Genomic DNA, 14,457 nt, shown 5'->3' with positions numbered 1-14,457 from the left:
ACACATCAAATCTCCCACGCCATAGGGTGGGTCAAACCATTAGCGGAATAGGTGGGTCAAAGCGTCCGGAATTATCATATGACAGACTTCACCTTTATTGCCACGAAGGTAGGTCATGCAATGGCACGACTAAATTTAATCCGCCTTCAGTTCGGTGATAGGTCAGATATACTGCAAAACATAATGAACTACGCCATAAAGGTTTTACAGTTGTACACGGATGCTCATGCAGAAGATGATGCACACGCCGCTATTACGAAGGCGTCAGCGATAGCAGCGGAGGAATTACGCAAGATGGAGCAAGTTCACGTACACGAGTTACGGCTTCTTCTTAACGGGTACCTCCAAGAACTATCTCGGTAACACACGCTGCTACCGACAATCAGGTTTCCGGACTAGTTCAATGTTTAATACATTGGGCGCAAAATGTTCATCCGGAATATTGTACTTGTGCTTACGGAACCAGTTCCTACTTTCCCGGTCCGGGCAATAGCCGTTGAAACTTAATAGGTGATTCTGATAGCTGGTTACTGTGTTCCTAGTCAATTGGATGTGGAGTCGACCCAAGTCGTAGCCGTGGTATTCAACTTCAGTAAAAAATGTGCCCCGGCTTAAATATACGCCGTTATCGTCCCTGTACTTCCACCATTCACGCTTGGTCTTGCAGGTGGTCCTAAGATGTTTCTGGTATTTAGTTAGTCTCTTCATTTGTTCTTTGCTCGTTTAATCTCAATACCATTATTTTCACCCATCCATCTGCTAGTCTTTATACCCTCAATGAATATTCTAGCTTCATTATCAATCTCTACCGCTATTGCGGCAGTTTCAACAGTTGAATACCCACCACTTGGTTCAACTACTGTTAGCTCAAAGTTTTCATAATACCTATTAGTTATACGCTCCACCATACTAGGGTCACGAATGATGAAGCTTACCCTCACTTCCTTATTTTGGTTCATATATGATATATTGTAAATGTTACTATATTATACACATCTTATCTGCCATCCTTTTAAGTCCCTCTGTCATTAGTCGTTCAATCTCTTCCTTCCTTCTCTTACGTTCCCTTTGCTCATGCTCCTTCTCTTGGGCAATCAAAGCTTGCTTTCTCGCATGAGCTAGGTCATTAGCTCTTACAATAGCGTAGGCTGTATCTTTTGCAGAAATAACCCCTTCACCCTTACTCACCAGCACTTGACCAAAAGAATAGTTACCACCAGATTCAACAAGGCTAACGTTGTGATAATTGTAGTCCAAATACATAAGGTCTGAATCTCTCTGATACTTGTACACTCCATTCATTTCCTTAACCTCGAAGTTAACAACCCCAAATTCAGTAAGGAGAATAGATCGCAAATCCTTATCGTTAAGACAGTATACCAGAAGCTTGCTAAACATTAGTCTGCTTATCTTCCGACCGTAACGGTAGGCTTCATTCAAACCAACGTTGGAGTCACATAAGATACCAGTAAGACCAGCATCCAATACCTTCCTGAACTTCTCTTCCGCTGCATTAAGCTTAATAGGTACTTTCTTGGGCTTCTTTGCCAGTACTATACGCTTAACCTTCTTGCCCTTAGTGGTGGTCTTAGGGTTAAGCTCCTTGAGTATCTCACTTAGTTTAGCTAAGGGGTTGGTTGCCTCTCTCTTGCCATTAAGCTTGCTCCACTTGGCAGAAGAAAGGGGATGCAAAGTAATCCTGTTGCATGCTCCGTAAGATTGACCCCTCTGGATAGAGCATAGCCCAACACTTTCCAGTTGATTCAACAGCCGCCAAACCTGCATCTTGCTCGTATAATTTCCTCTCTCCATTATCTTCTCAATGCTAAGTTCAAAGTTTTCAGGACGTGTTTCTTGGTTCCGATTGTCGGACCGATGTGTACGAGCGCCGTTCACTACGAATTGATAGCGTTGAAAGATTTCGTTAATGAGAAAATATAAAAACAGTGTTGAAAGTATGCGTTGGTCTTTGCTTACCGGTAAGGTACAGTGTAGGTAGGGTATATATTTCTTGCCTGTAAGCACTCCTGACTCGGTCTTTTTATCGTAAGCTAAATCAAGAGTCTTGTTGACTTTGCGAATCGATACTAGGGTATAGCCGCCGCCACCAACAGCTTGGGCAAATCCAACAGAAACTAGGTAGTCAAGCTTTGACTTCAGGGTAACGGGTGATTGCTTAGAATCTGCAGCGATCTTGCGTATTTCCTTCTTGGCAATATATCCCGGCTTCAAGGTCTTGCCGGTGGAGCATGCTCTGACGTTTAGCAATAACAAAAAGTCTTCCTTCAACTTGGATTTAAGTCGAACTGCTTTAGAAGAGAACCTTATGTCATTAGTAACTGTCATAAAATAAAAAAACCCGTCCGCAGTGTAAGTACGTCCGGGCTTCTTCCTATTTATGACTAGTTAAATCATTCAAAGTCCTTTAACATCCTTACACGATGCCTTTCTTGAATATAAATACGTAAAGAGTTATTAAAAATTGAATTCATTACGTCTAGCTGCGAACTAAGATTCAACAAATTTCAGGGACAGAATTGATGAAGTCAAATTTCTGAAAAATATATTTTCATCCATCTACCAACTGCATTAGGCATCGACGAGTTGCATAAGCCTAAAGTGTTGAATAAGTCTACAGTAAATCCGCACCGATCTACTCTTTTACTAAAACATTTTTAATTAAAAATAATTCAATCATCTCTTCACTTCCACGTATTTAAAGTAAAACAACATTACTCAATGAAAGGCAAATCACTATATCTCATTCCGGAAACAGGTAACATACTTGAATATGAAGACGGCAAACTTGTTCATGTCCACGAATCAGTATTCGGATTCGACCAAATTAACATCGACTTAGAAGAAACTGAAGTAACGACTTACATCATCAGCAGTATTTGCAATGACCTTGTTGACTTCTCTGCAGACGAGCACGAGTTATATACTCAACCTTCGAATATCATTTACATAGCGTATCCACACGCAGTGGTTAAACCACTTCCAACACAAATAACTCACATACTTCAAAGCAAAGACCCATTTGACCTCAAACACTTTAGCCCAATCACAGGTTGTTAAGACGCTACCCAAAGACAAATATCATATAGCGAATGCCGCACTTACAGACGTTGTTCATGACAAGGACATAGCGGTGTACTTCACGAGCGACTTCTTAACTGCCTATGTCCAACGTACAAGAAAGAAGTATGAACCGGGAACGACGACCTACAAAATTAGTACAGCAGTCCTATGCCACTTCATAAGACAACACGGCACGGCGGAACATAGGCAACTGTACAACAAGTATCGTATTGCTTCCAAAAAGAAGTACGAAGACAAAGTCCGATCGACTGAAGCCTACCGGAAATATCAGCAGGAGTACCAACGCAAGCATGCGCACAAGTACCGCTATTTGCCAAAGTGCAGGCAACGAGTGAAGGAACTGGAAGAAATAATAATGAAACTAATGAGACGACCTATATGACACCGCATTATAGTTTCAATCCGGGTGAATTCGATAACTATGACATCTTCTACTCTTGGGACGAGGTAGTGTATCTGTTACGATTGCCATTAAAGGAACTGATAAGAGAGATTGAACAAGACCACGAGCGACGCATGAAGGTGCTGCACCCGGACCATAAAAAATATCTACAATGACTATTATTAAACATATAAGACACTGGTTGAAGATGAGGGAACTATATAAGTTCTTCTATGCCGTCTTCTATAGAATGCCGTCACCCGTTCCCGTATCTGATTATAAGCATATGATACTTGTGTACTACGCTGGTTTTTCAGGAACCCAACCTTACTTGGAAGCGAGAACCCCAAAGAACACTGTAAGCTTTGAGCATACTGGATTTCTCCAACATCCGTCAGCTATCTTTCACAAACAACACGTTCTAATGAACCACAAGTTTGTAATCAAGAACCACCCACAAGAAACGGGCAACTTTCCAACTGGATATAATAGTCTCACTATTAAGATGAAGTATAATCCCAACCTAACACCAAAGCGAGTCTTCAACATCCTGAAGCCTCACAAGTATCCCGTTTGGGGGAAAGACAAACCTAGAGACTTTTACGAGTTCTTGGAGCGGCAAAACATTCCGTTCATTGATCTTACACCAAGTAAAGAAAGCGGCGGAACCGTTACCGTTGAGCTTGACGGCAACAACATTGAAACTCCGTATACATACCACAAAGCAAAAGGAGTTGATGCCTATGGCATATACAGCCAAGACCTTGGAATATTCATTGAAGCAGATACGTTCGAAGAAGGGATAGCGATATTTATCAAAGCTGTCAAACGCCGTCACGAAATAATGAAAGATAGAGAAACTGATGGAAAGGAACATCCTTCAGGGTGAACGGAGTTTAGTCTTGAAAATCAATCTTATGAAAATGATAATGGGTATCATCTATCTTAGTAATCTCGAACTCAATAAGCTTCTTGCCTGAAGAGTCTTTTGACTGAATTTTAAAGTATCGTCCACGTTCCTGAACCTTGAAGTCGTAAACTAGCGTTGGATATTGGGAGCTTAATGGAGTGTAGATGTCAACACCCAAATAGTCGTATTGTACGCCGTCAATCTTTGGCTTCACAACCTCAAACCTAATCACTTCGCAGTTCAAAGCTTTGACAACTTCCCGTACATCGTTTCCCTCTTCGTTGCCCGGAATCTTATTATGAAAGCCGTGGTATTTCTCAGAAACAAGATCGTTCAATGATATGTTCCTACCATCAGTCAGAGTAATTATCTGACTGTTATCAAGTGCCTGTTCTGTAGTAGGGAAGACAACAAATGTAACCTTCGAATCTCCCCTTATCAAATACTGCATATTCATTAGTTCATCGGGCTTGAGTTCCGTAGTCTCTTCAACAGTCAACAAAGTCATTCGTGGGGATTCCTTAGCACGTCCGACTGCTCCGCTAGTGTATTCTCTTGAAACAAAGAAGCCTTGTTGAGCATTAGCAGCATCAATTTTGTCTTCAAAAATGATTATGTCATTCTTATCAGTCTTATCCTGTCTGTTCTTGGCTTCGAATATGTAGATGTGAGGAACTCCAATATTCAAATTCACTGTAACGAAGATGTCAATCTCATGGTTTGACCCCTTGTAGTGAATAGTCTTACGGGTTTCGATCGATACTTCGCCAATGTTAGACTTGCCAATCTTGTCAACGATTTGTCTTTCAATAAGTTCAATAGCTCTCTCTAGAGCAGGTCCGTTGAAGGTCATTTTTTCTACTTGCATTGCATCAATATACTAAAAATATTAGTTAGAATTATGCCGTGGGACTGACGGCGGCGGAATGGTACGAGTTAAAGGCAATTTGCGGAACAGTTTACAAACGCATACTCAAAGAAGAACCCATTGAAGACTACCTTCACAATTCGATACTTAAGTACCTGAAGCTTCCGCATGATACAGTCTGTGACTACTGCCCCTTCGGGGATGTACAATTTAAAATGATAACCACAAGCATTACCCTATTGTATAACGATTCATTGGAGATTGACAAGAGACAAATCTTCATTTATGAAACCCCAAGTAAGGTGAAGGTATACATTCCAAAATAATTCGTTAGCCCGTCCGGATACCCAGAAAGAAGGCGACTGTAAAAAGGTTGCCTTTTTTACTTAACTTTAGTGAAACACGACCGTTATGTCTGAGGACAATAGTAACAAATCCATCCGGGTAGATATTACCTCCGGAGCAATCGAACAAGGCTTCAAACTTGCCAACGAGTTTCTTTCCAAATTGATTATGCCAACAGTTGAAGAAGCTGGACTATTGGTCAGAGATACAATAACAGAATGGCGATTCAAGAAGCAGGTAAGAATACTCAACCGCGCTCATGAATATTGTGCCAAACACAACATTAAAATCAAACCGGCTTCCTTAAAAGTGTTGACTCCCTTACTTGAGAATGCTAGCCTTGAGGAAGATGAGTTCTTGCAAGACAAATGGTCAATACTGTTGGGGAATATGGTGGACTCTGAAAACAATATTCAGAACACAGTTTTTCCTTTCATTCTTAGTCAGCTTTCAAAGGACGAATATACCAAGCTTCAGAATGAGCTAAAGCTAATAGACATAGATACGAACGAATCCAAAAGTAGACTTGAGGAAGTTCAAGCAATGCTTCAGGGAATTACCAAGAACAACCGGTTGGATGACAGGTTTGAAAGACAGAAACTTCTCCGGGAAGAGCAAGAGTTAAGGTCACACCTAAGCTTTAACGTTAATCTACTTCGTGAAAATGAACTTCAACCATTTGAAACTGCCAATGCCGTTAGGTTAGGAATAGTGCAAACAGTACCGATTCAATCAGGTTATCACAAAGGATTAAGTATTGAAACAAATACCTTTGGAACTGTTGAGACGGGAGGACTTGATATAGAAATCCGCCACGAATATGACTCCTATGCATTTACCGACTTAGGCAAACGCTTCTTTAAAGTCACTAACGAAAAGAAAAGCAAGTCAACCTCTTAAGCTCCACAAAATCTTTGCCTTTATCATTCTCTCCAAGCGTCTCATCAAGACGGCACTGCGTCCAAGGAATTGCCTTTGAGGTGTTCTTCTGGTTCCGGAGTTGTGATAGTCGGCATAAGGTACTGAACTCCCAATGCGAAAACCGTTACTAGTTACTTTGGTTAACCTAATAGATTTTCTAAGCCGTCCTGATTGTACAAGTAGTGACCTAGAACCATCGCCATCTTTACGAGATTTCCAAGCTTGCCCTTCTGGTGACTGTTGCTTTCGAAAGTTGTCGATGAACCAACGCAAGGCTTCATTGCCAACGTCACGAGGCAACCTTCTTATCACTCTCTTAACTTTCGCAAGCTTGGTTGACCAAATCTTAGCGAACTGTGCGGCGGTGTTGCTCATGCTTAGTAGTGTACATCGGGAGTAATGACGTAAGGATGAATAGCAATGATGCGATCTTGAGCAAGTGAGTCAATGTAGGAATATGTGTACTCTTGTGACCAGACAATCAAGTTGTCAAAGTCAGTGTCTTGAGTTTCGAACGAACGGTAAAAGTCTTGAAATCCTAATTTCGGTAGTTGATAGGAAAGCTGTTGGTATATATAATCCTTGAAGCGAAGATTGTATTCGTCAGACTGTTTCAAGGATTCAAGGCAGATGTTCAGAACAAATATTCCCTGAATCTGCTGAACACCGGAGCTTAAGGAATCGTAGTTGTTCTCAAAGCTTACAAAGACGGCAGGAAAGCGAACGGGATTAATGTTCCCTTCCTTCAATTTCGTCAATTGATTATTCCACAACCCGTATTGTTTTACCTCTGAAGGCAAAGCCTGTTTGATAGTATTGTATATTCTGGTTGATGTCGTTTCTCCTGTTAGCATGATTGTAAATAGTCTTATCTCCAATTATTAGCATTTCCTGAACAGATAGCGTTTTTGTGTCCAGTTTTCAAAAGATGTTTCTAGGCACATACGTGTTACCAACGTTCAAGCTGATTTCACTTCCCTTAATGAATGACTTGAAATGAGCTTTCAAAAAAGTGGTTACCGCATAGTCAAGGCAGTCGCTAAGGTGACCAAGCTTCTCGTAAGTTGCCCCCGTTGTCTTGTCTTTTACTTTTTGCTTAAGCTTACCGCCTTCGTTGTTGGCTTTTAAGTAGGTCAAGTCTTCAATTAGCTTAGGACATCCAGAGTCATCAAGCCAAATACTACATTCTTGGCTCATGGCGAAGATGTCATTGATAAACTCAAGACGTTGTACAACCGAAGCATTCTTAGAAAGGACGTAGTTCTTTAAGAAGGGCATTGACTTCAGAGAGTCGAATATTACGGTATAGTCATTGGTCCCGGCTTCCATCTTGTGGCTTTCACCGCGACCTGAAGCGTCACCAGTTACCCAAACACCAGAGGTATGAGTTCCATACTTGCGCATGAACTCCTGACAAAGGTGAATAGGTCGGTTCCTAGGATGAGCAAGGGAAATTTCTTCAAGTACAGAAAGCTCATTATCCGCAATTTGAAGAACTAACACACTACACGAGGGCAAGGCATTGAAGTCAAAAGACAACAGCAAAGGCAAGTCTACATCGTAGCTATTCTTGCGGCAATTGCTAGCGATGGAGAACTTGTGATAACATTCCCCGCCGAACTGGTCATTTCCCCAAATACCAAGAACACGGACGTTGTAGGCATTGACGTTGTTTTTGTATCGCAGTTTCATTCCTGCTCCGTAGTCAGGGTCAACGAACGGATTATCCTTCCAAGTGGAGTGATGCAGAAAAGTCTGCTCTTGAAGTTCCAAGTCGTCAAAGAACTTACGCTTTAAGAAATGCTTTTCACTTACAGGGTTGAAACTGAAGAATATTTCAGGTGGATACTTGTACCTTCCACGTATACGGTCAATAATCTGGTCAACTGTGGATTCATCTTCAAATTCAACGGCTTCCTCCAGCCAAATCTTATTGATGTTGTTTATGGACTTCAATTTCTCTCCATCATCATCAGCACCGTAAAAAATAATCTCTGAATCATTGAAGGCTGGAAACTTAATGCTAAAGGGAGTTGAAGTAGTTTCCGTAAGCATTTCTAAACCCCAATCCTTAATTACTTGCTTAAACAAATTGAAAACACTGTCACGAATCTTAGCGTGAACTTTACGCATGACCAATACACGATGTTGTTGCCTATCGGTAAGAATTCGAAGAATAATCTTCGAAGCAATGAAGTAGCTCTTACCAGACCCTTGCGACCCCCAATAGATTTGAAATTTCTTTCTGTTTGAATAGGCAGGGTAAAAGTGAGGTGAAGTGATGTTCTTTAGGTTGGATAGGTCAATTGTCACTTATTCATCTGGTGTTACATCGATAGTGTTATTGTTGGTTTCTTCGTCATGAATGGCATTGGAGTCTTGTGAGGTCATGCCCAATTCTTGCGGCTTTCCAATGACAATGATTCTATTTCCCTCTCCATCGGTCTTAACAGCGACAGCCGCAAGCCTAGGTGTGGTGAATTCAAGCAAGCGCGTTAATACTTCAATTGCCCTCAACCTTGTTGCCTCGTTGTTGGATTCCAGCAACTGGCTAATAGCGGCATCTACTTTGGGCATATTGTTCTCTAATGCAAGCTTCAGTAGCTCCTTTGAATCCTTGTTGACCCTGTTTGGAACTCCTACCTTTCTTCCTTCAGGGTTTAATACTTGCCCCTTCTCAACGTGGGTCAGTTGAAGTAAGCTCCTTTGCTTCGGCGTCAGTGTTGCGGGGTCAGCTTCTCTAAGCTTATCAATCTCTTCTCTTGTCATCTCGGTCTTGTCTTGGTTCGCTTGATTCCGGTTTACGGTATGAGCGCGAACCCGTAATAAATAGTTATCAATTGTGAATCTGATATGTGCCTAACACCTGCTAAACCCAACGACCTGACATATTTACAGTCAATTACTTACCTTAAACGTTCCTTTAAGGCTGTTACCTTTCACATTTTTACGGTATCAATGACCAAACAAAACAACAACAGGTTATGCTTACCAAGTCAACCAAGGAAATCGCAAAAGAGCTTAAACAAGCAATCAAGGCTATCAAAGGCGTGAAGTTGTCCGTAACAACCGACTATAGCCGCATATCTGTTAGGCTTATGGAAGCTCCCTTTGCTCCAATCGTCAATAATGAGATTGTTTACCGTGGTTTCAGCAACTTTGAGAGGGAACCAAAGCCGTTTACGGGTCAATATGGTGTCAACCACTACACGTTTACGGAAGACCAGAACCTAACAGCCGAAGCCAAAGCCGTGTTCGAACTGGTTCACGGCGTGCTTATGCAATACCATTGGGACAAGTCCGACAGCATGACGGACTATTTCAATTGCAGTTTCTACATCGACTATCAGGTTGGCAAGTGGGACAAACCCTTCATCCGGAAGTAAAAGGGTTAACAGGTTTATGGTTGGGGGCGGTTGCCCCTTTTTTAATTAAATTTAACCGTGTCAAAGATGTTTATCAGCTACTACCGAGTATCAACCAAGAAGCAAGGAGATTCAACCCTTGGTCTAGCAGCCCAAAAGAAAGCCGTTCAGGACTTTATTACAGGCGATAAGAGACGCGAACTCATTGCAGAGTACACAGAGGTCGAATCAGGAAAGAATGACGCTAGACCCCAATTGCAGAAGGCTATTGACCACGCAAAGAAGGCAAAAGCTACCCTACTCATCGCAAAACTTGACAGATTATCGCGTAACGTTAGCTTTGTCTTTACCCTTAGGGATACTAAGGTAGACTTCAAAGCCTTGGACCTACCCGATGCCAACACCCTTACCGTTGGGATATTTGCCACCATCGCCCAACATGAAAGGGAAATCACCAGTCAGCGGACCAAAGCAGCGTTAGCCGTTCTTAAGGCTAAGGGTGTTCGCCTTGGCTCTCCTGAGAATATGACGCATAAGGCTCAAAAGCTTGGGGGCAAAGTCTCTAGGGAGAATGCTAAGACCCACAAGAACAACCTTCAAGCGCTTGAATTAATCAACGACAAGCTGAAGAGCGGTTGGACTTATCAGGAAATTGCAGACCGTTTGAACAAGCTTGAATATAAGACCAGCTTAGGCAATCCGTTCAAAGCAATCACTGTAAGGAAGCTTTTGGAGAGGTCAGAACGTTGGAATAAATAACAGTCATATGATGCACGAGCAAAGGATGTCCACAGAGAAAACAATGCAAATTCGGAAGCAGCAAAAAACAAGCGACTACAATGGATTCTTAACTGACCTCAACACGATGGTGTTCGTTTTGAACTACACAACGAACGTTATGTATGATGCAAAAGTTAAACTCAAACCGAATCAAACGTTTCTCGAAGTTCAGCTTATAAAGCTTGCCCAACACGGCGGTTCATTAGTTGATACTGTAAGAGGCAAAAGCAGACCTACCCACGTTAGTGGCGTGTTTCACGACTACCCTGACATTTCTTCAACTTATGTTTTGGCTCGTTCAATAATTGAAACGTATCTGGTCACCTACTACCTAAATTTCGACAACATTCCAGCCGACCAGTCAAATTTCAGAAAGCTGTTGTTTGAATTCGCTGGATTAAAGCGCCGACAATTATTTGCGGTCACTACACCGGAAGGAAAAAAGCAACTCAAAAAAGAAGCAGGCGAGATAGCCACACTAGAACAGTCAATCAAGGCAAACACCTATTTCGCGAAGCTTAAAAGCGATAGAAAAAAGTATCTACTCAGTGGTAAGTCCGCAACTGAAATATCTATAGAAGACATCATCAGAGCGCGTGGCATACTGAATCAACAATTTTATATGGGATGGCGTCTATATTCCAACTTCGTGCATGCAGAGTACTTGAGCACAATTCAACTGAAAGACTATCTCACCGACCGTGCTGCACTCAATCACACACTGATGGCAATACTTGTCGACCAAATTGGCATTTTCACATTTCAAATTAACGATCTGCTTAACAACTTCCCCTCATGCAAGTTTGCATTCAATATGCTTTCGGTTGAGCAACGAACTACCTTTGACGCTTGGTCCAAGCTTGCCGAAAGCCGTCTGCTAAAACAACCTTAGTCCTTATATAGTTTAATATATCGATTCAATGTATTTATCTCTATGAGATATTTACGCCAATCCGATTACGCTTCCAAAATCACAGCCTACGACCTTGAAACTCTTCTGCATGAGGAAGAGCACCCCCAAGCAATACTTTTCGATTCAGAACTTCGTGCTCAAGAGTCAATTAGCCTATGGTTAAGGAAACGCTATGACCTAGGCAAATTGTTTAGCGTATATTCGGACTACGTTTCCGGAAACAGCTATAGCACCGGCATGACTGTTTGGTACTCTTCCACCGGATTGGAAGCTGATGAATTCCTCTACTCTCCAGACTATGCAACAACACTTGCTCCACCATCGGGTTGGACACTCACAGAACCACGCAACCCGCTTATTGTTGAATGGATGGTCACTATCTCACTCTACAAGCTTCATGAGCGAGTAAGCCCCGATAATATTCCAACACATAGAAAGAATGCTTACGACGAAGTGATGATGTACTTGAAAGCAATACAAGCTGAAAGAGTGAGTCCAGACTTCCCGGAAGTTGAAAACAGAAAGGCTTACGGAATTCTCATAAGTGGTGGCACTACTACCGGTATTGGGTATCAGTGGTAAACCGGAAAGAGCAAGAGTGAATTTGAGGACGTTCCCTACTCAGCTTAGTATTTATCTGATATAGTTACTATGTCAGAGAAAGCTTCAGATAAAATAGACAACTGGCACGACCGAACCAGAAAAACAGTTAGCCAATGGGTAAGTGCCTACGCAAATGCCGAAGTACAGAAGTATAACGGCAACATAGTTTATCCAATCAAGAAACCCTTGATTGACATCTATGAATCAATCCTCATCGACGCTCACCTCAGTTCAGTTCTCCAACAAAGGAAGAGCAAGGTATTGGGTGAAGAGTTTGTTGTCGTGGACGCGAATGGAAATATCAACGAAGATGCAACAGCATTGCTATCCAAGAAGTGGTTTTCCGCAATCCTTGAAGGCGTCATCGACTCTCGCTTCTTTGGCTACTCGTTAATAGAAGTTCAAGACTTAGTAAGCGGCGAAATAGTCTCAGTTAAGCCATTTCCACGTGGCAACGTCATTCCGGAATTCAAAGCTATTATCAGAAATCCCTACCAAGTTACCGAAGGTACTCTCATTCCAATCGAAGGAAGAAACGACTCTGATTACTACATCTTAATTGATTCTGAAACGCTTGGCATTCTTAACCAAGTGGTAAACCTTGTGTTGATTAAGCGAACTGTAATGAGCTATTGGGCTGAACACGCCACCATTCACGGTATGCCTGCCTTAATCCTTCGCAGTGACAACCTTGACCAGACACCCAAGTACTTGGCTGATATGCAGAAGTATCTTGTTTCCCGTAACATCGTAATTGGTCAAAATGACACCCTTGAGGTATTGAATTCAGCTTCAAACGACCCTCACCAAATCTATGGTCAGTTAATTAACCTTTGCAATTGGGAAATCAGTAAAGCAATTGTTGGTCAAACCTCAACCAGTGACGAAAAAAGCTACGTGGGTTCAGCCGAAGTTCATCAGGACATCTTGAACGAAATCAGTGAAGCAGATAGAGAGTATATGAGTTACTTTGTCAACGACGTTGTCTTCCCTAAGCTATCGGCTTTGGGGTATGGTTTAGATGGATTGTCTTTCAAGTTCATAACACGTGAAAAGAGAAGTTACGCCGAAAAACTTAGCACAATCAACCAGCTTACCTTAGCCGGATATTACCCATTGGGCAAAGACCTGAAGGATTATCTTGACTTGCCATTTGAAGTTCCAGACTATGCCGGGGAAAAAGCTGAAGCCGGTACTGCAGCCAACGCCGTTGAAAAAAAAAGTCCAATCGAAACCGCTAAGGCAATAGCAGAGTGTTCCGGCGCTTGCATAGCGGGAGTTTGTGATTGTAAAGACATCATTGCCTTAGCAAACGAAGACGTTGACGACCTCTACAGCAGCGAACTTGAAGCGATAGTTGACAGCATCATTGAAGACGTATACTTCAACCGTAACGTTAATGTCATAAGTGCCGAATACATTAGAAGTGTGGGCGAATTAATGTTCAATGCCGTCATGAACAGCTTTGGCTACGATTCTGATGCCGATTTCGATTCTGAAGACGTTGAATTCCTCAACGCCTTGAGGCAAAAGACATATTACTTCGTTGGTGGCAAAGCCAAAGCAATGACAAAATCCTTCAACGAAATGCTATTGGACGGTTCCGGAGCAATAAGACCCTTCAATGAATTCAAAAAAGAAGCCAAGGGAATTGGCTTAAGTTTTAACAACGCTGACCTCAAAGCTGAATACAACTTGGCAATAGCACAGGCACAGAGCATATCCGATTGGAGAAGCTATGAAGATGGTGACATCTTAGAGTTCAGCGCTGTCATGGACGCAAGGAATAGACCCGAACACGCTAAGTTGAACGGTCTACAGTTCAAGAAGACTGACAGCATTTGGAATTCCATTACTCCGCCGCTTGGTTGGGGCTGTCGCTGCCGTCTGGTTGTTGTTCCCAATGGCAAAGCATCCAAATTGTCAGCAAGCGAAAGGAAGGAACTTCGATCGATTCCAGACAAGGGATTCAAATACAACCCTGCAAAGACAGGTGATCTATTCCCAAAAGACCATCTCTACATCAAAAGCTTGAGCCAAAGCGAAAAGGATGCTATCGACATCACTTTGCAGAATAAATAATTGCCTTCACGGTTCTAGTTGACAACTTGAACTCCTTTGCAATAACACTGTAAACGTATTCAAGTTTCAAATAGTGCCAATTGTTGATGTTGTAGAGTTCTTTAAATCGCTCTACAATCAGATTGTTACGTTGCCTTAGCAACTCCTTGTACATAGCTGAAGTATCCATAGCTATAAATACTGCAT

18 protein-coding genes are annotated in these 14,457 nt (G+C 42.0%); 10 read left to right on the top strand and 8 right to left on the bottom strand.

Annotation, left to right across the window (positions count from 1 at the left end; all coding sequences use genetic code 11):
- Nucleotides 1–704: 704 nt before the first annotated feature.
- Together WBG78_RS28545 and WBG78_RS28540 are read right to left on the bottom strand one after the other, a co-directional pair.
- A complete protein-coding gene (locus tag WBG78_RS28545) occupies nt 705–959 on the bottom strand; it encodes a hypothetical protein (RefSeq protein WP_337329948.1) in 255 nt (84 codons plus the stop codon).
- Between the two features lie 22 nt (nt 960–981).
- Nucleotides 982–2,289 (bottom strand): hypothetical protein, encoded by a 1,308-nt coding sequence (locus WBG78_RS28540; RefSeq protein ID WP_337329947.1) that lies wholly within the window; start codon nt 2,287–2,289, stop codon nt 982–984.
- 450 nt (nt 2,290–2,739) lie between these two features.
- On the opposite strand from WBG78_RS28540, the gene WBG78_RS28535 reads away from it, so the two are divergent.
- Genes WBG78_RS28535 through WBG78_RS28520 form a run of 4 tightly spaced genes read left to right on the top strand, consistent with a single transcriptional unit; the run spans nt 2,740 to nt 4,373 of the window.
- Nucleotides 2,740–3,078, top strand: coding sequence for a hypothetical protein (locus tag WBG78_RS28535; RefSeq protein WP_337329946.1), 339 nt, complete (start codon nt 2,740–2,742; stop codon nt 3,076–3,078).
- Nucleotides 3,041–3,484 carry a hypothetical protein gene (locus tag WBG78_RS28530; protein WP_337329945.1) on the top strand — a complete coding sequence of 148 codons (444 nt, stop codon included), beginning with the start codon at nt 3,041–3,043 and terminating at the stop codon, nt 3,482–3,484. Before WBG78_RS28535 ends, WBG78_RS28530 begins: the two co-directional genes overlap by 38 nt.
- Complete coding sequence (locus WBG78_RS28525; protein WP_337329944.1) at nt 3,481–3,660, top strand: hypothetical protein; 180 nt, start codon at nt 3,481–3,483, stop codon at nt 3,658–3,660. The genes WBG78_RS28530 and WBG78_RS28525 overlap by 4 nt, the downstream gene beginning before the upstream one ends.
- A complete protein-coding gene (locus WBG78_RS28520; RefSeq protein WP_337329943.1) occupies nt 3,657–4,373 on the top strand; it encodes a hypothetical protein in 717 nt (238 codons plus the stop codon). Before WBG78_RS28525 ends, WBG78_RS28520 begins: the two co-directional genes overlap by 4 nt.
- Before the next feature lie 7 nt (nt 4,374–4,380).
- Here WBG78_RS28520 and WBG78_RS28515 read toward each other — a convergent pair whose 3' ends face one another.
- The gene (locus WBG78_RS28515; RefSeq protein ID WP_337329942.1) at nt 4,381–5,262 is read right to left on the bottom strand and encodes a hypothetical protein; all 882 of its coding nucleotides are present in this window, start codon (nt 5,260–5,262) and stop codon (nt 4,381–4,383) included.
- A gap of 411 nt (nt 5,263–5,673) precedes the next feature.
- Here WBG78_RS28515 and WBG78_RS28510 point away from each other — a divergent pair, with 411 nt between their 5' ends.
- A complete protein-coding gene (locus WBG78_RS28510; RefSeq protein ID WP_337329941.1) occupies nt 5,674–6,507 on the top strand; it encodes an Abi-alpha family protein in 834 nt (277 codons plus the stop codon).
- On the opposite strand, the gene WBG78_RS30815 is transcribed toward WBG78_RS28510, so the two are convergent.
- From WBG78_RS30815 to WBG78_RS28495, 4 genes are all read right to left on the bottom strand, one after another.
- On the bottom strand, nt 6,496–6,903 hold the full coding sequence (locus tag WBG78_RS30815; protein ID WP_443092811.1) for a phage virion morphogenesis protein: 408 nt from the start codon (nt 6,901–6,903) through the stop codon (nt 6,496–6,498). The genes WBG78_RS28510 and WBG78_RS30815 overlap by 12 nt on opposite strands.
- A gap of 2 nt (nt 6,904–6,905) precedes the next feature.
- A complete protein-coding gene (locus tag WBG78_RS28505) occupies nt 6,906–7,382 on the bottom strand; it encodes a hypothetical protein (protein WP_337329940.1) in 477 nt (158 codons plus the stop codon).
- A gap of 67 nt (nt 7,383–7,449) precedes the next feature.
- Nucleotides 7,450–8,841 (bottom strand): PBSX family phage terminase large subunit, encoded by a 1,392-nt coding sequence (locus WBG78_RS28500; protein ID WP_337329939.1) that lies wholly within the window; start codon nt 8,839–8,841, stop codon nt 7,450–7,452.
- Entirely contained in the window at nt 8,842–9,297 is a 456-nt protein-coding gene (locus tag WBG78_RS28495) for a hypothetical protein (protein ID WP_337329938.1), read from the bottom strand.
- 215 nt (nt 9,298–9,512) lie between these two features.
- On the opposite strand from WBG78_RS28495, the gene WBG78_RS28490 reads away from it, so the two are divergent.
- From WBG78_RS28490 to WBG78_RS28470, 5 genes are all read left to right on the top strand, one after another.
- Entirely contained in the window at nt 9,513–9,914 is a 402-nt protein-coding gene (locus tag WBG78_RS28490) for an LPD29 domain-containing protein (protein WP_337329937.1), read from the top strand.
- A gap of 66 nt (nt 9,915–9,980) precedes the next feature.
- The gene (locus tag WBG78_RS28485; protein WP_337329936.1) at nt 9,981–10,652 is read left to right on the top strand and encodes a recombinase family protein; all 672 of its coding nucleotides are present in this window, start codon (nt 9,981–9,983) and stop codon (nt 10,650–10,652) included.
- A gap of 43 nt (nt 10,653–10,695) precedes the next feature.
- Nucleotides 10,696–11,565, top strand: a complete 870-nt coding sequence (locus WBG78_RS28480; RefSeq protein ID WP_337329935.1) for a hypothetical protein — start codon at nt 10,696–10,698, stop codon at nt 11,563–11,565.
- A gap of 42 nt (nt 11,566–11,607) precedes the next feature.
- Nucleotides 11,608–12,168, top strand: a complete 561-nt coding sequence (locus tag WBG78_RS28475) for a hypothetical protein (RefSeq protein WP_337329934.1) — start codon at nt 11,608–11,610, stop codon at nt 12,166–12,168.
- 69 nt (nt 12,169–12,237) lie between these two features.
- Entirely contained in the window at nt 12,238–14,271 is a 2,034-nt protein-coding gene (locus tag WBG78_RS28470) for a phage portal protein family protein (RefSeq protein WP_443092809.1), read from the top strand.
- Here WBG78_RS28470 and WBG78_RS28465 read toward each other — a convergent pair.
- Nucleotides 14,252–14,440, bottom strand: a complete 189-nt coding sequence (locus WBG78_RS28465) for a hypothetical protein (RefSeq protein ID WP_337329932.1) — start codon at nt 14,438–14,440, stop codon at nt 14,252–14,254. The genes WBG78_RS28470 and WBG78_RS28465 overlap by 20 nt on opposite strands.
- Nucleotides 14,441–14,457 lie beyond the last annotated feature (17 nt).

The organism is Chryseolinea sp. T2 (assembly GCF_037203685.1).
In the GTDB taxonomy this organism is placed as follows: Bacteria; Bacteroidota; Bacteroidia; order Cytophagales; family Cyclobacteriaceae; genus Chryseolinea.
Note: the sequence above shows the minus strand (reverse complement) of the source record. Positions and strands in the feature narration are given on the sequence as shown.

Excerpts from the sequence above, each read along its gene's own strand:
- WBG78_RS28545 (WP_337329948.1), bottom strand. The coding sequence starts at position 959 with ATGAACCAAAATAAGGAAGTGAGGGTAAGCTTCATCATTCGTGACCCT.
- WBG78_RS28535 (WP_337329946.1), top strand. The coding sequence starts at position 2,740 with ATGAAAGGCAAATCACTATATCTCATTCCGGAAACAGGTAACATACTT.
- WBG78_RS28525 (WP_337329944.1), top strand. The coding sequence starts at position 3,481 with ATGACACCGCATTATAGTTTCAATCCGGGTGAATTCGATAACTATGAC.
- WBG78_RS28520 (WP_337329943.1), top strand. The coding sequence starts at position 3,657 with ATGACTATTATTAAACATATAAGACACTGGTTGAAGATGAGGGAACTA.
- WBG78_RS28515 (WP_337329942.1), bottom strand. The coding sequence starts at position 5,262 with ATGCAAGTAGAAAAAATGACCTTCAACGGACCTGCTCTAGAGAGAGCT.
- WBG78_RS28510 (WP_337329941.1), top strand. The coding sequence starts at position 5,674 with ATGTCTGAGGACAATAGTAACAAATCCATCCGGGTAGATATTACCTCC.
- WBG78_RS30815 (WP_443092811.1), bottom strand. The coding sequence starts at position 6,903 with ATGAGCAACACCGCCGCACAGTTCGCTAAGATTTGGTCAACCAAGCTT.
- WBG78_RS28505 (WP_337329940.1), bottom strand. The coding sequence starts at position 7,382 with ATGCTAACAGGAGAAACGACATCAACCAGAATATACAATACTATCAAA.
- WBG78_RS28495 (WP_337329938.1), bottom strand. The coding sequence starts at position 9,297 with ATGACAAGAGAAGAGATTGATAAGCTTAGAGAAGCTGACCCCGCAACA.
- WBG78_RS28490 (WP_337329937.1), top strand. The coding sequence starts at position 9,513 with ATGCTTACCAAGTCAACCAAGGAAATCGCAAAAGAGCTTAAACAAGCA.
- WBG78_RS28485 (WP_337329936.1), top strand. The coding sequence starts at position 9,981 with ATGTTTATCAGCTACTACCGAGTATCAACCAAGAAGCAAGGAGATTCA.
- WBG78_RS28480 (WP_337329935.1), top strand. The coding sequence starts at position 10,696 with ATGCAAATTCGGAAGCAGCAAAAAACAAGCGACTACAATGGATTCTTA.
- WBG78_RS28475 (WP_337329934.1), top strand. The coding sequence starts at position 11,608 with ATGAGATATTTACGCCAATCCGATTACGCTTCCAAAATCACAGCCTAC.
- WBG78_RS28470 (WP_443092809.1), top strand. The coding sequence starts at position 12,238 with ATGTCAGAGAAAGCTTCAGATAAAATAGACAACTGGCACGACCGAACC.
- WBG78_RS28465 (WP_337329932.1), bottom strand. The coding sequence starts at position 14,440 with ATGGATACTTCAGCTATGTACAAGGAGTTGCTAAGGCAACGTAACAAT.